Origin of the sequence: Corynebacterium liangguodongii (assembly GCF_003070865.1) — a bacterium.
GTDB classification, from domain to species: domain Bacteria; phylum Actinomycetota; class Actinomycetes; order Mycobacteriales; family Mycobacteriaceae; genus Corynebacterium; species Corynebacterium liangguodongii.
On the sequence record NZ_CP026948.1, the window covers coordinates 1,553,398 to 1,573,710 of the forward strand.

A 20,313-nucleotide genomic window follows, 5' to 3' on the forward strand; every position below is an offset into this window, starting at 1 on the left:
GTACCCACGCTACCGCGCCTTGTTTTCGCTCGTGCCGCCCTTGTCCGCGCCCGAGCGGGCCGCGGCGACGTCCTCCGGCTTGAAGTTCGGGTCAGTAATGGATACCGCCTCGCCGACCTTGTCGCGGTACTGGTCCGGCCAGTTGATCACGATCTCACCCGGCTTGAGCTCGCCGCCGGTCACGGCAACGTCGACGTCGTTCTCGGCGCCGGTGTCCACCACGCGCTCCTCCACGGTCCCGCGGTTCTCGCCCTCGCCGGCGGCGAGCACCAACACCTTCTTCTTCCCGCCGTCATCGAAGACGGCGTCGAGAGGCACCGACAACGCATCGGGCGCCTCGTCGGTGATGATCTCGGCTCGCGCGCTGCCGCCGAGCAGTAGGCCCGCCTTATCGCCGGTGACCTCGATATCGACGGGGAACATCACCGCTCCGTCGGACTTCTTCCCGCCGCCTTGGACGGGCACCTCGTCGGAGGAGCCGACCGGGGAGATCCAGGAGACCCGCCCCTGGAATTCCTTATCGCCCGTCGCCGTGGAGGTAAACGTCACCCGGTTGCCGTTAGCGATGTTCGGGATGTCGCTCTCGCGCACCTTCGTGTGGATGATGAGGCGGGAATCATCCGCGATGGTTACGAGCTTGCCCTGCGGGACGTCGCCTTCCTTGACATCGACGCTGGTGACCAGGCCGGCCATCGGCGCCGTGACGGTTGCCGATTGCACCTGGTATTCCAGCGAGCCGTCCCCCTCGCTGGTGCCGGCGAGATCCGCCTTGCGCCAGGCAGAATCCGCCTGCCGCTTAAGCGCGTCGCGCTCCTGCGCCGCCTGGGTGTAGGCGGCATCCAGCTGCGCCTGGGCCTGCTGGAGCGCCGCGGACGCCTGGGCGATGTTCGCCTGGCGCGCGGCCTCCTCCTGCGCGGGGTCGACCTGCGGGAGCTGCGCGGGGGCGGGCTGGGCCTCCGGGGCCGGTGCGGGAGCCGGTGCCGGGGCTGGTGGCTGCGGGGCGGGATCGGGCGCACCGCCGCCCGATCCGAGCTGGCCAAGCAGGCGTTTGATCTGGTTAGCTGAGGCGTCCATCTTCACCGGCGCCTCGCCCGCGACGGCGGCGTCGTAGGCCGCCTGCGCCTGGTTCACGGCCGCCTGGGCCTGCGCGATCGCCGGGTGGACGCCGCGGTTGATCTGATCGCGGGCGGCGTCGAGCTGAGCCTGGGCATCTTGGGCCGCGGCCACCGCGTCGGCCTGCGCGCTCGCCTGCTGGGCTTGCTGCTGCTCGAGCTGGCGCTCGGCGGCGGAGGAGTCAAGTTCTAGGAGGAACTGGTCGACGCTGACCCGATCCCCGGTGCCCACGGCAACGCGGAGAACCGGGGACTGCAGCGCGGTGGTCACGCTCATGGAGCGGATCGGCCCGACGTTGCCGTTGACGACGACGCTGTTGCGCACGTCATCGGCCGCGGCCACCGTGTAGTCGCCCGCGGCGAGCCCCTCTTTTTTCTTCTCTTCGCCGCCGCCGACCCCGCACGCGGAAGTACACAGCAACGCCGCGGCGGCGAGCGCCGCAAGGGCACGCTTAGCGGGCCGGTTGACGGTGGAATCGGGTCCAGGGACAGATACCAATGATGCTCCTCACGGGTGCCTCGCGCGGCGGCAAAGTCGTACGAATCTAACTCGTCCAGACTATACACTCCGCCGGCGCATCTCGCCCCCTGGCAGCGGCGCTACTGCGGCCGCACCGGCGCAATAGCGAAGGACCCCCATGCCGCGTCCGCCGGCAAGGCCTCGACGGCGAAGACCCCCGCTTCCCCTCGGATGCGAGCAAGCTCCTCGCCCGGCGCGTAGACGACGGCACCGATAACGCCGTCCCTCTTTTCCCCGCTCGCCGCTAGCCTGCGGGCCTCGCGCGCGAAGACGTCCGCCCGGTCCTCGCCGCCCGTGGGTTCGGGGACTGCCCGGGGCGCTACCGCGTCGAATACGATCGCGCTGACTCTGCCCGCCGGGCGCAGCGCTGCGGCGGCCGCCTCGAAGCTGCTCTCGCGCTCGAAGCTCACGAGCGCGAACGAGGGCGGGGCGTCTTCGCGTATCGACGCCCCCACGCGCGCCAGGTATTCCTCCGGCGTGTCCTCCGGCTCCATGCCGAGGTGGTCTCCCTGGTAGGTCGGCTCCGGCGCCGCCGCGAGGCCGAGGGCATAGAGCCCGCCGGCGGCGAGGGCGACGGCGCAGAGCAACGCGATGGCCTTCCTCACCCGCGCAGCACCTCCAGCGCCCGGTTGAGGTCCTCCGGGTAGGGTGAGGAGACCTCCATGAACTCGCCGGTGCGCGGGTGAGTAAAGCCCAGCGTCGCGGCGTGGAGCCACTGCCGCGTAAGGCCGACGCGTGCGGCGAGGGTGGGATCGCTGCCGTACATCGGGTCCCCCACGCAGGGGTGCCCGACCGCGGAGAAGTGCACGCGGATCTGGTGGGTGCGCCCCGTCTCGATGTGGATCTTGAGCAGGCTGGCCTCACGGAAGGCCTCGATAAGCTCGTAGTGGGTCACGGCGTGGCGCCCGCTCGTCGTCACCGCGAACTTCCACCCGGAAGACGGGTGGCGGCCAATCGGCGCGTCGATCGTGCCAACGATCGGGTCGGGCAGCCCCTGGACCACCGCATGGTAGGTCTTTTCCACGGTGCGTTCCTTAAAGGCCCTCTTGAGCACCGAATACCCCTGGATGCTGTTTGCCACGACCATGACCCCGGAGGTGCCCACGTCGAGGCGCTGGACAATGCCTTTGCGCTCGGGCGGCCCGGCGTCGGGAAGCGTGTAGCCCATGGCCTGGAGCCCGCCGACGACCGTCGGCCCCTCCCACCCCAGCGTCGGGTGGGCGGCGACGCCGACGGGCTTATCCACCGCGATGACGTCGTCGTCGTGGTAGAGGATCTCTAGCCCATCGACGCGCTCCGCCTTCGGCATGGGGGCTTGCTTGGGGTCGGGCAGCGTTGCCTCGAGCAGCGCCCCGGCGCGCACGCGGTCGGATTTGGAGACCTGTGTGGCGTCGATAAGCACTGCCCCGGCGGTGACGATGTCTGCCGCCGCGCTGCGCGAGAGCCCGAAGAGCTTGGACACAGCGGCATCCGCGCGCAGCCCATCGAGCCCCTCCGGGATCGGGAGGGCGCGGTACTCACCCGACATCGGCCTGCCCCCGTTTCTCGGTGCGCCCGGCGGCGTACTCGGAGGCGAACACCGCCGCGACGAAGACGGCCACACCGGTCGTAATCGCGGCGTCCGCGATGTTGAACACGGCGAAGTTCCCCACCGAGATGTAGTCGACAACGTGGCCGAACCAGAAGCCGGGCTCGCGGAAGAGGCGATCGAGGAGGTTGCCCAGCGCACCCCCGGCGATCAGCGCGAGCCCGAGCGCCTCGAAGCGCCCCGTGATCCGCGGTGCAGCGATGAGCGCGCCGAGAACGAAGGCTAGCTGGATCGTTGTGAAGATCCACGTCGATCCCTGCCCCATGGAGAAGGCCGCTCCGGGGTTGAACAGGAGGTAGAGGCGGAACCAGTCGCCGATGAGGTAGACCGGCACGCCCGGCTCGAGCTGGCTGAGCATGAGCTGCTTGACCACCTGGTCCGCGGCCGCAACGGCCGCCATAATGCCGAGGATGAACCAGCTCCACCGGCCTCGAGTTTGTGTTGTTTCCTCCATTGTCTTCACTACTCTAGCCCGTCTCCCCCCTCGACAATGAGTTTCGGCGTCCACGGGGTAAGGCGCGGGGTGAGGTAGGTTCGATGTGTGATGATTCGGCGCTTGACTTCCGCTCTGGCCGCCTCCGCGGCGCTGGCCCTCGCAGGGTGCTCGGCCCCCGCCCAGGACCCGCTTGCGGAGGTCCCCGCCTTTGCCGTCGACGCCCCCACCGTAACCCTCCTCTCCCCCGGCACGGACCCGCAGCCGGTGGAGTATTCCGCCGCCCCAGAGTGGGAGAGCACCGTGGCGGTCTCCCACGGCATCGAGCAACGTCTCGCGCCTGCCGCGGAGGTTGACGCCGCTGCCCCCTCGGCGCAGGCCCCCGACCGGGTCGTGGTGCCGCTTACCGCCACGGCGGGCCCCGCCCCCAAGCCCGGGAAGGGCGAGGACGAGGCGGCGCGCCGTGTGGATATCACCGTCGGCGCCGGCGGCGACGCGGGCTCGGCCGAGGGGTTTGCTCTGGCGTGGCGGGGCTCTGTCCAGGGAGCCATCGACACGGTGAAGGTCTACGCGCCGGAAGGCTCCGCCGAGGCGGATCGCGAGCGGGTCGAATCGGCCCTGCTCGCCCTCGTCTCCGCCGCTGTCGTCTTTCCCGACCAGCCCGTCGGGGTCGGCGGGTCGTGGACGGTGACCAACCGGGTCACCGGGGATTCTTCTCTCGTGAGCACCACGACCTACACGCTCACCCGGCGCGAGGGCGAGACGGTGGGCCTCGACGTCGAGGTGGAACAGCGCCCGGCCGCCTCGACGCTGCGCATTGACAACGGGGACTCTGGCGCGCTGGACGGCCAGTCCCTCTTTGTCGAGGGCGCATCGACAACCTCGCGCGGCAGCATTGAGGTTGACCTTGGCCGCGCGCTGCCCACCCGCGGGCAGGTCTCCTCAACAACCCGGGTGGTCTACGCCGGCCCGAGCGGGGATCTGCGCGTGGTCCAAGACATCTCCCGCGGAATCGAATACGGAGCGTGACACCGTGGTCGCACCTTTGCACATCGGACTCGACGGCGTGTCCTTCGCCTACCCCGGCGGCCGCCGGGTGCTCACGGACGTCTCCTTCGCCGTCCCCTCGGGTTCCGTCACCGGCTTGATCGGCGAGAACGGGGCCGGAAAGTCCACCTTGCTCCGCATCATTTCCGGCTCGCTCGCCCCCGCGCGCGGGCGCGTGGTCACACCGCCGCGCACGGGTTTTATCGCCCAAGAAACCTCGCTGCCCTTCAGCGAGCCCGCTTCCGCGCTTATCGACGCCGCAGTCGCCGAACTCCGCGACATCGAGCGCGACATCGCTACCCTGTCGGAGAAGTTCTCCGCCGAGCCGGACTCACCGGTGCTCGCCGCGGACTTCGACCGGGCGCTCGCCCGCGCGCAGAACTCCGGGGTGTGGGAGCTCGACGCGCGCATCGCCTCCGTGCTCGCCGGCCTCGGCCTCGATGGCGTGGCTCTTACCACCCCGCTCGGCGAGATGTCCGGCGGGCAGCGCCGCCGGTTCGCCCTGGCCACGCTCCTGCTGCGCCCCGTCGACGCGATGGTTCTCGACGAGCCGACCAACCACTTAGACGACGCCGCCGTGGACTTCCTCGTCGGCGAGCTCGACGCGTTTAACGGCCCGGTGCTCGTCGCCTCCCACGACCGCTACTTCCTCGACGCGGCCTGCGACGGGCTGGTTGACCTCGACCCCGCCCTCGGCGCAGAGGGCGGCTACGGTGAGGACACGCGCCAAGGCGCGCGGTTTACCGGGACCTTCAGCGACTACCTCAAGGCCCGCCATGCCCGCCGCGAGCGCTGGGCCAGCGACTACGCCGCCCAAGAACACGAGCGGGAGCGGCTGGAAAAGGCCACTGCCCAGGGCTCGGACGATGTGTTCCACTCCGAGGAGAACAAGAGCGAGACGAGGGTGGCGGCGAAGTTCTACGCCGACAGGGCCGCAAAGACCGTAGGCGCCAGGAGGCGCTCCGCGCAGTCCCGCCTCGAGGCCCTCGAGCGCGCGGAGATCCCTCCTCCCCCCGCCCGGTTGACGTTCCGCGGCCTACCGCCGCACACGGCCACGAGCCTCGGCGTGCCCGCGGTGGTGGCCAAGGGGCTTGAGGTCGACGGGCGGCTCGCACCGCTCGACCTCAAGCTACAGCCCGGCGAGCAGCTGCTAGTGGAGGGGCCGAACGGCTCGGGTAAGTCGACCTTGCTGAAAATCCTCGACGGCACCCTCAAGCACTTCGGCGGCGAGCTCGTCGTTCCGGAGGAGATCACGATCGCCCGCCTTGAGCAGGACGATGCGTGGTCCGACCTCGGCCGCACCGCCGCGGAGGTCTACGCCCCGCGCACCCCCTCCCTCGTCGAGCTCGGGCTCTTGAGCGAGGAGCAGGCGGCCACTGCGCTAGCCGATCTCTCCCTCGGTCAGCGCCGCCGCGTCTCCCTCGGCATGATCCTGGCCACCCCGCCAGACCTCCTCTTGCTCGACGAGCCCACGAACCACCTCTCCCTCGTCCTCGCCGAGGAGCTGGAAGAGGCGCTACTGGATTTTTCCGGCACCGCGATCATCACCAGCCACGACCGCTGGCTCCGGCGCCGCTGGCGCGAGCGCATCGCTCGCGGAGATTCCCGCGCGCGGGTGCTCACGCTCTCGACGCTGTGGACCGAGGAGGTCTGGCGGGAGTAGCGGCGCTGCCTACAGCGCCGGCGCGGGCGCCGGTGCCCCGCCCTCGGCCGGAGCGGGCGCCGGTGCCCCGCCCTCGGCCGGCGCTGCCGATTGGCACATCGGCGGGACCTGCTCGGGCGGCAGGGCGTGGGTGACCAGGGTGCAAGCCCAGGTCTTGGAGAGCTTCCAGTAGCCGTTCTCAAAGACGAATTCGACGTTGTCGGCGAGCTGCGCGCCCTGCTCCGGCTGGTTGAAGCTTACCGTCGCGAGCACGGAGTTGGGTTCGTAGCCGGGCAGGACCGGGTCGACGACGTGGAAGTTGGCGCCGGACTGCTGCTGGGACTGGGCCATGACGTCGAAAAGCTCGGGCGCGGTCTCGCCGCCCTGGACGGTGTTGACGCGCTCCTCCATGGGCACGGCCGGGTCGGTCGCGCGCGCGAGGACACCGTTGAGGTCCGCGGCGCTTGGCAGCTCGGCGGCGGGCGCGGCCTCGGCGGACGAGGCGACGGTGGAGGTCTCCGACGGCGTGGTCTCCGCCTCGTTGGAGCAGGCGGCTACGCCCATGGTTGCGCCCAGGGCCACGACGGCCGCGGCGATGTTCCTTGCGTTCACTTCTCACGTCTCCTTTGTGCGGGTGTAATCTGGCCAAGGTTACCGTTTTATAACAACAAACCCCAACCGGCACTCTAGTAGTCATGACTTCTCCCCAGCCCGGCGACACGTTCGTCCTCGTTATTTCCACCGGCGGCACCATCGCCTCCACGACCGACCCTTCGGGCGCCCTCGTGCCCACGCTCGACGCCCAAGAGCTCACCCGGCGCGCGGACGCCGACGAGCCGGTGCGCGTGTTCGACGCCGCGCGGCTCGATTCCTCGGCGATGGGGCTCGGCGATATCGATACGCTCTCTTCGCTCGTGAGCAGGGCGCTTGGCGACGCCCTCGTCACCGGCATCGTCATCACCCACGGCACCGACTCCATGGCCGAGACGGCGCTCGCGCTCGACCTTATCCACTCCGACCCGCGCCCCGTCGTGCTCACCGGCGCCCAGCTGCCCGCCGACCACGGCAGCGCCGACGGCCCGGCCAACCTGCGCCGCGCCATCGAGCTCGCCGCGGACCCGCTGACCCGCGGCAACGGGGTGTTTGTGCACTTCGGCGGCGACACGCTGGCCGCGCGCGGGCTGCAGAAGATCGATACCGCCGCCCGCCGCGCCTTTGCGCTGACCGCGCCGCTGACATTGCCGCGCCCGGCGGCGGTGGAGCGCGCCCCGCTGGCCGGGATAGACGTGCCGATCGTGCGCGCGTGGCCCGGCGCGGACGCCGCGCTGCTGGACTGGGTGGCCTCCAGGCGCCCCGACGGCATCGTCGTCGAGGCGCTCGGCTCCGGCAACGTCTCGGACGAGATGGGCGCCGCGGTGGGCCGGGCCGTCGCCGCGGGTATCCCGGTGGTGGTGGCCACCTCTGTGCCCTTCGGTGAGGTCGCGTTCTCCTACGGCGGCGCTGGCGGCGGGGCCTCCCTCGGTGCGGCGGGCGCGCTTCCCGCGGGTTACTTGCGCGCCGGCCAGGCCCGCATCGCACTCGCCACCGCGATCGCCACCGGCACCGACCCACGGGCGCTGCTCTAGCGCTCGCCCTCAACCCGGAAGGGTAAACCCGCGGCTCCTCACCCTCAACCCCGAGCAGGTTCGGGGTGTCCGGGTTTAGGCTGAATCCCCATCCAGCCAGTCCCCCCAGGCCAGGGAGTCCACCGGGTCGGCCGGGCGCAGATCCGGGTCGCTCTCGCGCAGACTCACCGCGCGGCCCGGGCCCGTTTCGCGCGTCTCGAAGCGAACCGTGACCCAGCCGTGGCCCGCGCCCTGGATCCAGCCGTGGCCGTAATCGGGGTGGAAGACGTCCTGCGTGGCGCGCCACCCCTCGGCCTCCCCCACGTCCGGCGCCGCGGCCTCCCCTGCCTCGTGGTCGCTCACGCCGACCTCGAAGTCCGCCTCTGCGCCGCCGGGGGCGACCTCGCGATCCAGCTCCGGGAACAGAACGTCCTGCAGGGTCTCCTCCAGCCCGGAGTAGCCCACGCCGACGAGCCGGATCGGGCCGACCTCGCCCGGGTAGCGCACGAGCTTGAAGGCGATGGCGGTCAACGTCTCGGCGTCGTCGGTGGCGTACGGCAGGCTGAGCGAGCGCGACTCGATGCGGAAATCCGCCATGCGCAGCTTTACGGTGACGGTGCGCGCGCCGCGGCCGTCGCGAAGCAGCCGCTCGTGCGCTGCCTCGGCGGCCCGCCGCAACGCCGCGTCCACCTCCGCCGCCGTGTGCAGGTCGCGCGGGTAGGTGTGCTCGGCCGAGACCTGCTTCGCCTCGGCGCGAGGCCGCACCTCGCGCTCGTCGATGCCCTGGGCGAGCCGCCACAGCTGCTTGCCCACGACCCCTCCCAGCGTGATCTCCACCTCCCGCTCGGACAGCGCGGCGAGCTCCCCGATGGTCTTAACCCCCACCGCCGCCAGCTTGCCCTGCGTGACCGGGCCGGCTCCCCACAGCTCGCCCACCGGCAGCGGCCCGACGATCTCGTCTTGCCGCTCGCGCGGGATGATGAACACCCCGTTCGGCTTGGCCTGCCCGGAGCCGATCTTCGCGTACTGCTTGCCGCTACCCGCGCCTATCGACGACGGCAGGCCCGTGACCTCCCTAATCTCCGCGCGCAGCCGGTTGGCCCACTCGCGCACCTCCCCTGGCGTCGCGCCCTGGAGTTCTTGCGGCTCCATGTAGGCCTCGTCGATGGAGAGGCGCTCGAGCACGTCGACGCGGCGGGAAATGACCTCGAAGACGCGTTTCGACGCCACCGAGTACACCGCCTTCCTCGGCGCCACCAGCACCGCCTTCGGGCCGACCAGTCGCGCGGCGTGGTGCGTCGGCATCGCCGAGCGGGCCCCGTAGGCGCGGGCCTCGTAGCTGGCGCCCGCGACCACTCCGCGCCCGCCCACCCCGGCGACGAGCACCGGGCGGCCTCTAAGCGTCGGGCGGGTGAGCTGCTCGCAGGAGGCGAAGAACGCGTCCATGTCGATGTGCAGCACCCAGCGGTCCATACTGACCAGGGTATCGCGGGCGTCGGGGGGCGCGACCGACCCCTTCCGCCTCAACTCGGACACCCCGAACTTGCTCTGGGTTTAGGCTAAGCACCCACCAGTTGACCCGTCCGAGTTGAGGCGGAAAGCGCTCAGCGGTTCTTCACCACGTTCGCGCTGACCCCGGCGACGATGTCGAAGGCACCCGCGCCCTCGCTGGCCACCTCGAAGGAGGTCGCGAGTGTCTCGGCGGCGATGTGCTCTGAGTGGGCGCGCGCCCACTCGCCCTTGTCCTCCGGCACGAAGAGCTGCACGGAGATGCGGTCGGAGACCTCGAAGCCGGAGGCCTTGCGGGCGTCCTGCAGGCCGCGGATGACATCAGCCGCCCACCCCTCGGCCTCGAGTTCCTCGGAGAGCTGGGTGTCGAGGACGACGAGGCCATCGGCGCCGTCGATACGCGCGGTGGACTCGGGGTTCTCGGCCACCAGGCGCTCCGTATAAAGCTCAGGCGTCAAAACGATGTCGCCGTCGACGACGACGTTGTCGCCCTCGCGCACGTAGTTTCCGGCCTTGACGTTCTTAATCGCGCGCTGGACGTCCTTGCCCAGCGTCGGGCCGGCGACCTTCGCGTTGACCACGACGTCGAAGGAGCCGGCGGAGGCGACGTCGTCAGTAAGCACGACCTCCTTGACGTTGACCTCGTCGCGGATGACGGCGACGAACGGCTGCAGCGCGCCCGAATCCGGCAGCGCCACCGTGAGGCTGCTCAGCGGCAGGCGGTTGCGCAGCTTGTTGGACTTGCGTACCGACGACGCCGCCGAGCACACCGCGCGGGTGGCGTCCATCGCCGCGACGAGCGCGTCGTCTGCCGGGATCTCGGCGGCGCGCGGGTAGTCGCTAAGGTGCACCGAGCGCTTTGCCGTGAGCCCCCGCCAGATCACCTCGGTGATGTACGGCAGCAGCGGGGCGGCGACGCGGCAGGTGATCTCGAGGACCGTATACAAGGTGTTGAAGGCCTCCGGGTGCGCCTCCTGGCCCTCCCAGAAGCGCTCGCGAGAACGGCGCACGTACCAGTTGGTCAGGGTGTCGGCGAACTGGCGCAGCTCATCGCAGGCATCCGCGATGCGGGTGTCCTCGAGCGCGGCGCCGACGCCTTCGGCCAGGTCGTGCGTCTTGGCCAGGATGTAGCGGTCGAGCACGTCGGTGGAATCCACCGACCAGGTGGCCTCCTGCGAGGAGTAGAGCTGCAGGAAGGTGTACGCGTTCCAGATCGGCAGCAGCGCCTGGCGCACGCCCTCGCGGATGCCCTGCTCTGTGACGATGAGGTTACCGCCGCGCAGGATCGGGCTGGACATAAGGAACCAGCGCATCGCGTCCGAGCCGTCGCGGTCGAAGACCTCGAAGACATTCGGGTAGTTGCCCTTCGACTTCGACATCTTCAGGCCGTCGGAGCCGAGCACGATGCCGTGGGCGACGACCTTCTTAAACGCCGGGCGGTCGAACAGCGCGGTGGCGAGGACGTGCTGGACGTAGAACCAGCCGCGGGTCTGGCCGGAGTACTCGACGATGAAGTCCGCGGGCTGGCGCGCCTCGAACTCTTGCGTGTTTTCGAACGGGTAGTGGTACTGCGCGAACGGCATGGAGCCGGACTCGAACCAGCAGTCAAGCACGTCGGGCACGCGGCGCATCGTGGACTTGCCCGTCGGGTCGTCGGGGTTGGGGCGGGTCAGCTCGTCGATGTGGGGGCGGTGCAGGCTTTCGGGGCGCACACCGAAGTCGCGCTCGAGCTCGTCGAGGGAGCCGTAGACGTCGACACGCGGGTAGGCGGGGTCGTCGGAGACCCAAGCCGGCACCGGCGAGCCCCAGTAGCGGGTGCGCGAGATGTTCCAATCGCGCGCGCCTTCGAGCCACTTGCCAAACTGTCCGTCGCGGATGTGCTCCGGGATCCACTCGATCTGCTGGTTGAGCTCCACCATCCGGTCGCGGAACTCGCTGACCTTGACAAACCACGCGGGCAGCGCCATGTAGATCAGCGGCTCGCCCGAGCGCCAGGAGTGCGGGTAGGAGTGGACGATCGTCTGGTCGCGCAGCACCCGGCCGGCCGCCTTCAGGTCCCGGATGATGTCACGGTTGGCGTCGAAGACGAGCTTGCCTTCGTACTCCGGCACGAGCGAGGTGAACTTGCCGTCCGCGTCGACGGGGATGACCAGGTCGATGCCGTACTTCGACGTGGTGGCCATGTCGTCCTCGCCAAACGCCGGGGCCTGGTGGACGATGCCGGTGCCGTCCTCGGTGGAGACGTAGTCGGCCACGAGCACCATAAAGGCGTTCTCCTGGTCGGCGAAGTAGTCGAACACCGGGGTGTACTCCAGGCCCTCAAGCTCGGCGCCGGCAAAGGTGGCCAGCACCTCAGGCTCCTTGCCCAGCTCCTTGGCGTAGGCGCCGACGAGGTTCGTGGCAAGCAGCAGGGTGCGCCCGACAAACTCGGGTGCCCCGTCCTCACCGACGCGCACCAGGGAGTACTCGATTGCGGGCCCGACGGCGAGCGCGAGGTTCGACGGCAGCGTCCACGGCGTGGTGGTCCAGGCGATGGCGGCGGCGTCGTGGAGCTCGGGGTGCTGCGCCCACGTCTGCTTCGCCGGGAAGCCTTCGCGCGCGCCGGTGAGCGGGAGTGTGACGGTGACGGTGGGGTCCTGGCGGTCTCGGTAGGCGTCGTCAAGCCGCGTCTCCTGGTTCGACAGCGGCGTGTGCTCCGCCCAGGAGTAGGGCAGCACGCGGAAGCCCTGGTAGATCAGTCCCTTGTCGTAGAGCGCCTTGAACGCCCACATGACCGACTCCATGAAGTCGGCGTCCATCGTCTTGTACCCGTTGTCAAAGTCCACCCAGCGCGCCTGGCGGTTGACGTAGTCCTCCCACTCGCCGGCGTAGTGCATCACCGACTTCGCGCAGTACTCGTTGAACTTCTCCAAGCCCATGTCCTCGATCTGGGCCTTATCGGTGATGCCGAGCTGTTTTTCCGCCTCGAGCTCGGCGGGTAGGCCGTGGCAATCCCAGCCGAACACGCGCGGGACGTGGTAGCCGGTCATCGTGCGGAAGCGCGGCACGATGTCCTTGACGTAGCCGGTCAAGAGGTGGCCGTAGTGCGGCAGGCCGTTGGCAAACGGGGGGCCGTCGTTGAAGACGTATTCCTCGCATCCCTCGCGGCCAGCTAACGACGCCTGAAACGTCCCATCTTCCTGCCAGTACCGCCCCACCTGGCGCTCCATTTCGGGGAAGCTGCTGCTCCCGCCCGTCATGTCGACCTTGGGGTAGACGCCGCCGATGTCACTCATGTGTACTGCTCCTTCACTCACGTTCTGCTTAGGACTGCAGGGACGCGGAGCTCCGCGCGGTACCACCCTGCTTGGGGCCGGCTGGGCCTGCCCCCACTTCGTTTGTGGTGAAGGAGGTGACGTCTCCTTGGCGACGTCCGGTTCTACTAAGCCCTTGCCCGGGCTGTTCTTCCGGAAACGCTCCCCGGTGATGGCCGGATCAACGCGTGCTTGGATGAGCGCCTGTCATTGTAGCGCGCCGCATCCCGCGCGGCCACGCAAGGGCGACCTTCAAGCGCGGTCGCCCACAGTCAGACATCCACAAGCAGATAGATCGCCATACGCACGACGTACTACCTCACGGGACGGTGATCTATCTGCCTGTGGGTGTATGACTTTGCCGCAAAGCACACCCTCGGCCCACGAAAAACCGCCCCTCCCCGATCGCGGGGACGGGCGGTGAGCCGGCGCGAGTTACTTCTCGCCCGCCGGGGTGCTCGGCGCAGAGGAGCCGCGGGAGTCGAGCTCCTCGAGCTGGGACTGCAGCAGGGTGCGCAGGCGAGTGCGGTACTCGCGCTCGAAGGTGCGCAGCTCCGCAATGCGGTTCTCCAACGCGGTCTGCTGCTGCTTGACGGTGTTCATGATCTCCGTGTGCTTACGCTCGGCGTCCGCCTGCAGCTTGGCTGCCTGTTCCTCGGCCTGGCGCACCTGGGCCTCGGCGCGGGAGTTCGCGTCGCTGGTGGTCTCCGCGGCCTTCTTCTCCGCGTCGGAAACGAGCTGCTGGGCGCGGGTCTCCGCGGTGCGGGTCGTCTCGGCCGCCTTCGTCTCGGCGTCCTTGAGCTGGCGCTCGGCGGCGCCGCGGGCCTCATCGAGCATGGAGCGGGCCTCGGCCTGCGCGTCGGAGGTAAGGCGATCGGCCATTTCCTGGGCTAGGCCCAGGACCTTGGCGGCCTGGACGTGGGTGTCGGCGGAGGCCTCGGTGGGCTTATTCTCCGCAACCGGGGTGGCGGCGACGGTGCTCTTCTGGGCGTTCGCTTCGGCGTCCTTGCGGGCCTTGTCAGCCTCTTCGCGCGCGGCGCGGGCGGCTTCCTCGGCGCGGGTGCGGGCCTGCTCGGCCTCGCGGAGCTTCTTGTCGTACTCGCCGCGAAGCTCGGCCTCGAGCTTCTGGCGCACGGCTGCCTCATCAACCTTCGGTGCGTCGGTCTTGATCACGGTCGAGGCAGCGGCCGGGGCGGCACCGCCACGACCGAGCTCGTCCACCTTCGAGCGCAGCTCCTCGTTCTCGTCGATGAGCTGGGCGAGGGTGTCCTCGACGAGGTCAAGGAACTGATCGACCTCATCCTCGTTGTATCCGCGCTTGCCAATCGGAGGCTTGTTGAATGCGACCTTGTGCACGTCTGCTGGAGTGAGCGGCATAGAAGTTCCCTTCGAGTTAATGTCGGGCCCACCTGTGTGAGCACGCGGGTGCTCCCCCATTGTTGAGCGAACTCCCGAGCAATTTTACGTTCTTCCTTTTGTAACACGGCGAGTGTATCGGACGCACTCCCACGTCAAATCATTTATACCCTCAATCTACCCCTGACGTTGACCCGAAACGCCCTGCCTCACCCCAACGAGGGGGCAGCTACCGCAGGAAAGGCTGAACGAGCCCGACGCTGACGAGCATCTGGAGCAGCGCCAGGATGAGGAACAAGGCGATGACGCTGACGTCTAATCCCACACCGTTTCCCAGGCGCAGCGGCGGGATGGCGCGGCGCAGCGCCTTCACCGGCGGGTCGGTGGCGACGAAGATCATCTCGGCAACAACCATGAACCACCGCGGCGGGTCGAACTGCTGCGAGAGGGACTGGATCATCTCCACGATGATCCGAATGACCACGAGCAGCGAATACAGGCCGATCAGTGCGAGGAGGATGGATCCAAAAAGTGCCACGTGTGAATCCTACCTGGCCAGGCCCGGGCGCCTAGCGCAGGTGCGCCGCGCGCTCGAGCTCCACGGGGGAGATCTCGGCGCCTTCCGGAACGATGGCGAAGACCCGGCGGTGCGTCGCGGAAGCCTTGCCCAGGTTGTGCATCTTGCCGCGCAGGGCGAAGCACAGGCCGGCGGCGAAGTCGACGAGGCGCTTGGCGTCGGCCGGGTCTAAGTCGGTGAGCTCCATGATCACGGCGTCGCCGTCGCGGAAGGGCTCGCCGATCTCGCGGGCGTCGTTGTAGCTGCGCGGGGCGGCCGTGACCAGGGCCGCGGTGCGCACGCGGGTGGAACCGTAGTCGCGGCGCGGAGCGGGCGCGTAGGTATGCTCGTCGCGCCCGCCCACAGCCGAGGGCTCCGGCGCGTAGCGGTGGTCGTCGTAGTAGACCTCGTCCGGGTCCGCCATGTTGAGGCCGAAGAACTCTTTTGCGCTGTCGAGGATAGACATAGGTGTTGGTGCTCCTGGGGGTATGTGGACGTCTCTTTGCCGTGCGTCGGTAACCGTCGCGCCTAGCCTACGGGCCGCGGGCCAAACACCCCGGTTCCGACACGCACGATGTCGGAACCGCATGCGATGGCCTCCTCGAAATCGCCCGACATCCCCGCCGAGAGCAGCATGGGGCGGCCGAGGCGCTGCCCTAAGGCGTCGGCACGCGTGCGCACCTCACGAAAGACCTCCGCGGGCACCGCGTCCAGCGGCGGGACCACCATGAGGCCGCGCAGCTCGAGGTGGGTGGCCTCCTCGACCTGCTCGGCAAGGGCGTCGAGTTCGCCAAACGGCGCGCCCCCGCGCGAGGTATCGCCGTCGGCGGAGACCTGGACGAGGCACGGTAGAATCTCGCGCTCGCGCTCGCCGCGCTCGAGCGCGAGCTCCACCCCGTGGTCGAGGCGCTCGGCGAGCCTCGCCGAGTCTAACGAGTGAACCTCGGCGGCCCAGCGGGCAACGGCGTTGGCCTTCTTCGTCTGGATCTGGCCGATCATGGCGATGGCAACATCGGCTCCCGCATCCGCCAGCGCCTCGGCCTTCCCGCGCGCCTCCTGTTCCCGATTTTCCCCCACGAGGTCGACGCCGAGCTGCCCGAGCGCGATGATGTCGTCTACCGGGTGGAACTTCGACACCGGCACGAGGCTGACGCTGCCCGGTGCGCGCCCGGCCGCCTCTTCGGCCGCCGCGATCCGCGCTTGCACGCGTACAAGGTTGTCCTTGAGTTCATCGAACCTGCTCATTGCCCCTCTCCTGTCAGCCAGATCACGCTTGCCTGACGCCCGGTGGTGCCCTCGCGGCGGTAGGAAAACAGGGACTCATCGGTGACCGTATCGCGCGGGTCGGCGTCGATATGCGTCACGCCTAAGCCCATGAGCTGCCGCACGATGCCGGCGCGGATGTCGAGCCCGAACGTTCCTGCGCGCGTGCGCGTTGTGGATCCGGGCAAATGCGTATCGACGTCTTCCGCCATCGCTTTGGGTACCTCATAGGACTCCCCCGCCGCCGCGGGCCCAAGGAGGACCTGGATGCGCCCCGGCTGCGCGCCGAGCTGCCTCATCTGTTCGACGGTCTTGCGCACAATGCCGTTGCGGGCCCCAATCCGCCCGGCGTGGGCGGCGCCGACGACCCCAGCCGTGTGGTCGGAGAGCAACACCGGTACGCAGTCGGCGGTGAGCACGCACAACGCGAGCTCGGGCACGGTGGTCACGAGCGCGTCCGTGGCCTCGACCGGGTGGGCCTGCGGGCCGTCGACGACGGTGACGGTGTTGGTGTGCAGCTGCTCCATCCACACGAGGCGATCCTCGCCAAGGCCGATCGCGGACGCCAAGCGCGCGCGGTTGGCCGCGACGGCGGCGGGGTCGTCACCGACGTGGGCGCCGAGGTTAAACGAGTCGTAGGGCGACGCCGACGCCCCGCCCGCACGGGTGGTCACCACCATGCGGACGGGGCGTTGAGAAGGATCGTGTGGGGTGTTCATGCCCCCAGGCTAGCGGCTAGCGCAGGAAGTCGGGGACATCGACGTCGTCGGCGCGGCCCCCGCGGTAGGTCTCGCGGTAGTCGTCGCGGCGCTCCTCGCGGTCGGTGAACAGGCCGCTGCGGCGCTCCTCGTAGCGGTGGCGCGGCTCGTAGGTCTCGCGCTCTTCGCGGGGCTCGCGGGGCTGGCGGGGCTCAGTCTGGTCGGCGGGGGGCTGAGAGCGGTCGTCGAAAAGCGAGCCGCGCTGCGGCGCGGGCGTCGGGGTCTCCGCGGCCGCGTCCTGCTCGACGTTGACGGCGCGCGAGACGGTCTCGTTCTGCGGTGCGGGCGCCTCGGTGCGCGCGTTGGCGTTTTCGTCGAAGCCGGTGGCGATAATCGTCACGCGCACCTCGTCGCCGAGGTTGTCGTCGATAATCGTGCCGAAGATGATGTTGGCGTCGTCGTCGGCCTTCTCCTCGACGATGGAGGCAGCGTCGTTGACCTCCATCAGGCCCAGGTCGGAGCCGCCGGCCACCGAGATGAGCACGCCCTTCGCGCCCTCCATCGTCGCCTCGAGCAGGGGCGAGTTGATCGCCTGCTCGGTGGCGGCCATGACGCGGTTATCCCCGCGCGCGGAGCCGACACCCATGAGCGCGGAGCCGGCATCCGCCATCACCGAGCGCACGTCGGCGAAGTCGACGTTGATCATGCCCGGGATGGTGATGAGGTTGGTGATGCCCTGGACGCCGTTGTAGAGCACCTCGTCGGCGGCGCGGAATGCCTCCATCATGGACAGCTCGGCGTCGCCAAGCTGGAGCAAGCGGTCGTTCGGGATGACGATGACGGTATCGCAGACCTCTTTGAGGTTGGCGATGCCCTCCAGTGCCTGGCGGGTGCGGCGCTTGCCTTCGAACGAGAACGGGCGGGTGACCACGCCGATGGTCAGCGCCCCCATCTTCTTGGCAATTCCGGCGACGACCGGGGCGGCGCCGGTGCCCGTGCCGCCGCCCTCGCCCGCGGTGACAAAGACCATGTCGGAGCCCTTGAGCGATTCTTCGATCTCTTGCTTGTGATCCTCCGCGGAGGTGCGGCCGACCTCGGGGTTGGCTCCTGCCCCGAGCCCGCGGGTGGCCTCGCGGCCGATGTCGAGCTTGGTGTCGGCGTCTGTGAACAGCAGCGCCTGCGAGTCGGTGTTGACGGCGACGAACTCGACGCCCTTCAACCCTTCCTCGATCATTCGGTTCACGGCGTTGACGCCGCCTCCGCCAACTCCGACGACGCGGATCATGGCGAGGTAATTAGCGGGAGAGGTCATGTGAGAAGTCTCGCCTTTCAGGTAACTCGTGCTTCATTGGGCTTACGTTGTACCCATCATGGGTGCTATTTCGCTCAATCGCGGTTTTTGGTTCGGCGTGTCTCGACCCTAAACCTTAACTTTAGGGTTGTGACCTGGGGTTTTACCGGCTCCCCTCGGCACCTAGGGGCGCACGGCGATCTGCTGCGGGTCCGAGATGTTGAACTCGCGCCCCTCGCGGGAGAGCACGGCCTCCAGCGCGAGCGCCTTGTTCGCGTTGTCCTCGGCCGCGCCCCAGATGACGGTGCGGCCGTCGGCGAGCCGGACCACGAACATATACGGGCTCCTCGCCTCGATCTGGGTGGCGGCCTCGCGCGCCTTCCCGCTTATCGACGCCACCACGCCCACCGCATCCTCCACCACGGCGGGATCCTTCGCGGCCGCCCCAGTGATCTCCAGCGCGCCCGGCGGCGCCGGGGCGGTGACGAACTCGCGGCCCTCGGCGTTGATGAGGTGCTCCCCGTCCCCGCTTTTCGTGTAGGCCACCGCGACGTTTTCCTCCACGGCGACATCGACCGCCCGCGGCCACGAGCGCGACACGGTCACAGTTTTCACCCACGGCAGCCCCGCGACCCCCACCGCGGCGGCGTGGGTATCAACCTTGCCCATCGGAGTGCCCACAGCGATCCCGGTCGCCGCGGCGACCTCCTCGGGGGCGAGCTGCGAGGCGCCCTCGACGCGCACCTCCTGGACGGCGAAGACTTGGGTGCGCGGCAGCACTACAGCCGCCACCGCACACAGCCCCAGCGCGACGAGCACTGCGGTGATGATCCCCCTGTGCTTCTTTAGCCTCGTGCCCATCCCTTAGGCCTCCGCGCCCGCGGCGAGCTCGGCGAGGATCCTCTCGCCCAGCGCGGTCACGCTGCCCGCGCCCATAGTGATGACGACATCGCCCGGGGCGCACAGCTGCGCCACGCGGCGCGGCGCGGCGTCGAAGTCGGGCTCGAAGACGGCGGTATCGTTTTCCATCTTGCTCACCAGCAGCGCCCCATCCACGCCCGCGATCGGCTCCTCGCGTGCGCCGAAGACGTCGAGCACCACGGCGGTATCGGCGAGCCCGAGCGCGGCGGCGAATTCTTCGGCGAAGGCCAGGGTGCGCGAGTAGAGGTGCGGCTGGAAGCAGACGATCACCTTCGCGGCGTCGCCACGCTCACTCACCTTCTCGCGCGCCGCCCGCAGCACCGCCGCCACCTCGGTGGGATGGTGGGCGTAGTCGTCGTACACGCTCGCCCCCGCCTTCGGGCCCGAGGCCACCGTGCCCTTGTGCTCGAAGCGGCGCCGCACACCGCCGAAGGAGCGCAACCCCTCGCCGAGTCGCTGCGGGTCCGCCCCGGCGAGCGCGCCGGCGAGCAACGCGGCGGCGGAGTTGAGCACCATGTGCGCGCCCGGGATGCTCAGCGCATAGCTCACCCGCTGCCGCGCCCCGTCGAGGCAGAGATCCACCACGATGTCCTCGGCCTGGCCGGCCTGGTTAGGTGCGATGGTGGCCGCGGCGGGGATCGCGGGGTGGGCCGCAGCGCCGGCCGGCGTGCCGTAGCCGAGGACGTGGACGCCCCGTGCGGCGGCGCGCTCACCGCAGGCGGCCGCGTGGTCATCATCGAGGCAGACCACGAGGTGGCCGCCGGGGGTAATCGTGTCCGCGAAGTCGTCGAAGACCCGGTAGTACGCCTCGGGGGTGCCGAAGTAGTCGAGGTGGTCCGGCTCGATGTTGGTGATCACCGCGATATCGGGGGCGTAGCGCAGCAAGGACGCATCGGATTCGTCGGCCTCGGCAACAAAGGCGTCGCTCGCGCCGTGGTGTGCGTTCGTGCCGCCGTGGGTGAGCTGGCCGCCGATGGCGTAGGAGGGATCCCAGCCCGCGGCCTGCAACGCGACGACGGTCATCGACGTCGTCGAGGTCTTGCCGTGCGTGCCGGCGAGCAGAATCTGGGTCTTGCCCTCCATGAGCTCGGCAAGCAGGTCGGAGCGGCGCAGCACCGGGATGCCCAGCTCGGCGGCGCGGGCGAGCTCGGGATTGTCCTTGGGGATGGCCGCGAAGCTCGTCACCACTGCCGTGGGGTGCTGCCCGCCGAGTAACAGGTTGGCCGCGTCGTGCCCGATGGCGATCCGCGCGCCCTGGGCGCGCAGCGCCTCCACCACGGCGGAGTCTTTCACATCGGAGCCGGTGACCACCGCCCCCCGGCTGCACAAAATGTGTGCCAGGCCCGACATGCCCGCCCCGCCGATGCCCACAAGGTGGACACGGGAGTAATCGGGGCGGTCCGTTGTGGCGGGGGCGGTGCAAAGGTCCATGGCGCCTTCCTTATACGTGCGTTCGGTGGGGGTATACATGTGGGGGCCT

Annotated in this window: 18 protein-coding genes; 3 read left to right on the top strand and 15 right to left on the bottom strand. The window is 69.4% G+C overall.

Features of this window, described 5'->3' with window-relative positions; translation table 11 throughout:
* Window positions 1-9: 9 nt before the first annotated feature.
* The 4 genes from C3E79_RS07455 to lspA all read right to left on the bottom strand — a co-directional run bounded on the left by C3E79_RS07455 (window position 10) and on the right by lspA (window position 3,674).
* Window positions 10-1,611: an efflux RND transporter periplasmic adaptor subunit gene (locus tag C3E79_RS07455; protein ID WP_108404346.1), complete on the bottom strand. Its 1,602-nt coding sequence runs from the start codon at window positions 1,609-1,611 to the stop codon at window positions 10-12.
* Between the two features lie 101 nt (window positions 1,612-1,712).
* Window positions 1,713-2,237 carry a hypothetical protein gene (locus C3E79_RS07460; protein ID WP_108404347.1) on the bottom strand — a complete coding sequence of 175 codons (525 nt, stop codon included), beginning with the start codon at window positions 2,235-2,237 and terminating at the stop codon, window positions 1,713-1,715.
* Complete coding sequence (locus C3E79_RS07465; protein ID WP_108404348.1) at window positions 2,234-3,160, bottom strand: RluA family pseudouridine synthase; 927 nt, start codon at window positions 3,158-3,160, stop codon at window positions 2,234-2,236. The genes C3E79_RS07460 and C3E79_RS07465 overlap by 4 nt, the downstream gene beginning before the upstream one ends.
* The gene (gene lspA / locus C3E79_RS07470; RefSeq protein WP_108404349.1) at window positions 3,150-3,674 is read right to left on the bottom strand and encodes a signal peptidase II; all 525 of its coding nucleotides are present in this window, start codon (window positions 3,672-3,674) and stop codon (window positions 3,150-3,152) included. The genes C3E79_RS07465 and lspA overlap by 11 nt, the downstream gene beginning before the upstream one ends.
* A 102-nt stretch (window positions 3,675-3,776) precedes the next feature.
* Here lspA and C3E79_RS07475 point away from each other — a divergent pair, with 102 nt between their 5' ends.
* The gene (locus C3E79_RS07475; RefSeq protein ID WP_146183377.1) at window positions 3,777-4,682 is read left to right on the top strand and encodes an oxidoreductase; all 906 of its coding nucleotides are present in this window, start codon (window positions 3,777-3,779) and stop codon (window positions 4,680-4,682) included.
* Between the two features lie 4 nt (window positions 4,683-4,686).
* Complete coding sequence (locus tag C3E79_RS07480) at window positions 4,687-6,363, top strand: ABC-F family ATP-binding cassette domain-containing protein (RefSeq protein ID WP_108404351.1); 1,677 nt, start codon at window positions 4,687-4,689, stop codon at window positions 6,361-6,363.
* A gap of 9 nt (window positions 6,364-6,372) precedes the next feature.
* Here C3E79_RS07480 and C3E79_RS07485 read toward each other — a convergent pair whose 3' ends face one another.
* Complete coding sequence (locus C3E79_RS07485; RefSeq protein WP_235840589.1) at window positions 6,373-6,954, bottom strand: WKL family lipoprotein; 582 nt, start codon at window positions 6,952-6,954, stop codon at window positions 6,373-6,375.
* An 83-nt stretch (window positions 6,955-7,037) separates the two neighbouring features.
* On the opposite strand from C3E79_RS07485, the gene C3E79_RS07490 reads away from it, so the two are divergent.
* The gene (locus C3E79_RS07490) at window positions 7,038-7,967 is read left to right on the top strand and encodes an asparaginase (protein WP_108404352.1); all 930 of its coding nucleotides are present in this window, start codon (window positions 7,038-7,040) and stop codon (window positions 7,965-7,967) included.
* A gap of 75 nt (window positions 7,968-8,042) precedes the next feature.
* On the opposite strand, the gene C3E79_RS07495 is transcribed toward C3E79_RS07490, so the two are convergent.
* The 10 genes from C3E79_RS07495 to murC form a co-directional block, all read right to left on the bottom strand.
* On the bottom strand, window positions 8,043-9,419 hold the full coding sequence (locus C3E79_RS07495) for a DNA polymerase IV (protein ID WP_108404353.1): 1,377 nt from the start codon (window positions 9,417-9,419) through the stop codon (window positions 8,043-8,045).
* A 131-nt stretch (window positions 9,420-9,550) separates the two neighbouring features.
* On the bottom strand, window positions 9,551-12,730 hold the full coding sequence (ileS, locus tag C3E79_RS07500; RefSeq protein ID WP_108404354.1) for an isoleucine--tRNA ligase: 3,180 nt from the start codon (window positions 12,728-12,730) through the stop codon (window positions 9,551-9,553).
* 453 nt (window positions 12,731-13,183) lie between these two features.
* On the bottom strand, window positions 13,184-14,125 hold the full coding sequence (gene wag31, locus C3E79_RS07505; protein WP_108404355.1) for a DivIVA-like cell division protein Wag31: 942 nt from the start codon (window positions 14,123-14,125) through the stop codon (window positions 13,184-13,186).
* 208 nt (window positions 14,126-14,333) lie between these two features.
* Window positions 14,334-14,642: a YggT family protein gene (locus tag C3E79_RS07510; RefSeq protein ID WP_108404356.1), complete on the bottom strand. Its 309-nt coding sequence runs from the start codon at window positions 14,640-14,642 to the stop codon at window positions 14,334-14,336.
* A 31-nt stretch (window positions 14,643-14,673) separates the two neighbouring features.
* Complete coding sequence (locus tag C3E79_RS07515) at window positions 14,674-15,126, bottom strand: cell division protein SepF (protein WP_108404357.1); 453 nt, start codon at window positions 15,124-15,126, stop codon at window positions 14,674-14,676.
* A 62-nt stretch (window positions 15,127-15,188) separates the two neighbouring features.
* A complete protein-coding gene (locus C3E79_RS07520) occupies window positions 15,189-15,905 on the bottom strand; it encodes a YggS family pyridoxal phosphate-dependent enzyme (RefSeq protein ID WP_108404358.1) in 717 nt (238 codons plus the stop codon).
* A complete protein-coding gene (pgeF, locus tag C3E79_RS07525) occupies window positions 15,902-16,642 on the bottom strand; it encodes a peptidoglycan editing factor PgeF (RefSeq protein WP_235840590.1) in 741 nt (246 codons plus the stop codon). Before pgeF ends, C3E79_RS07520 begins: the two co-directional genes overlap by 4 nt.
* Before the next feature lie 16 nt (window positions 16,643-16,658).
* Window positions 16,659-17,933, bottom strand: a complete 1,275-nt coding sequence (gene ftsZ, locus C3E79_RS07530; RefSeq protein ID WP_108404360.1) for a cell division protein FtsZ — start codon at window positions 17,931-17,933, stop codon at window positions 16,659-16,661.
* Window positions 17,934-18,095: 162 nt separating this feature from the next.
* Window positions 18,096-18,773: a cell division protein FtsQ/DivIB gene (locus tag C3E79_RS07535; RefSeq protein ID WP_108404361.1), complete on the bottom strand. Its 678-nt coding sequence runs from the start codon at window positions 18,771-18,773 to the stop codon at window positions 18,096-18,098.
* Between the two features lie 3 nt (window positions 18,774-18,776).
* Window positions 18,777-20,264: a UDP-N-acetylmuramate--L-alanine ligase gene (gene murC / locus C3E79_RS07540; RefSeq protein ID WP_108404362.1), complete on the bottom strand. Its 1,488-nt coding sequence runs from the start codon at window positions 20,262-20,264 to the stop codon at window positions 18,777-18,779.
* Window positions 20,265-20,313: the final 49 nt, after the last annotated feature.

Bases quoted from the DNA above. Each gene is read 5' to 3' on its own strand.
- C3E79_RS07465 (WP_108404348.1), bottom strand. From the start codon at position 3,160: ATGTCGGGTGAGTACCGCGCCCTCCCGATCCCGGAGGGGCTCGATGGG.
- lspA (WP_108404349.1), bottom strand. From the start codon at position 3,674: ATGGAGGAAACAACACAAACTCGAGGCCGGTGGAGCTGGTTCATCCTC.
- C3E79_RS07490 (WP_108404352.1), top strand. From the start codon at position 7,038: ATGACTTCTCCCCAGCCCGGCGACACGTTCGTCCTCGTTATTTCCACC.
- C3E79_RS07495 (WP_108404353.1), bottom strand. From the start codon at position 9,419: ATGGACCGCTGGGTGCTGCACATCGACATGGACGCGTTCTTCGCCTCC.
- ileS (WP_108404354.1), bottom strand. From the start codon at position 12,730: ATGAGTGACATCGGCGGCGTCTACCCCAAGGTCGACATGACGGGCGGG.
- wag31 (WP_108404355.1), bottom strand. From the start codon at position 14,125: ATGCCGCTCACTCCAGCAGACGTGCACAAGGTCGCATTCAACAAGCCT.
- C3E79_RS07515 (WP_108404357.1), bottom strand. From the start codon at position 15,126: ATGTCTATCCTCGACAGCGCAAAAGAGTTCTTCGGCCTCAACATGGCG.
- C3E79_RS07520 (WP_108404358.1), bottom strand. From the start codon at position 15,905: ATGAGCAGGTTCGATGAACTCAAGGACAACCTTGTACGCGTGCAAGCG.
- pgeF (WP_235840590.1), bottom strand. From the start codon at position 16,642: ATGAACACCCCACACGATCCTTCTCAACGCCCCGTCCGCATGGTGGTG.
- ftsZ (WP_108404360.1), bottom strand. From the start codon at position 17,933: ATGACCTCTCCCGCTAATTACCTCGCCATGATCCGCGTCGTCGGAGTT.
- C3E79_RS07535 (WP_108404361.1), bottom strand. From the start codon at position 18,773: ATGGGCACGAGGCTAAAGAAGCACAGGGGGATCATCACCGCAGTGCTC.
- murC (WP_108404362.1), bottom strand. From the start codon at position 20,264: ATGGACCTTTGCACCGCCCCCGCCACAACGGACCGCCCCGATTACTCC.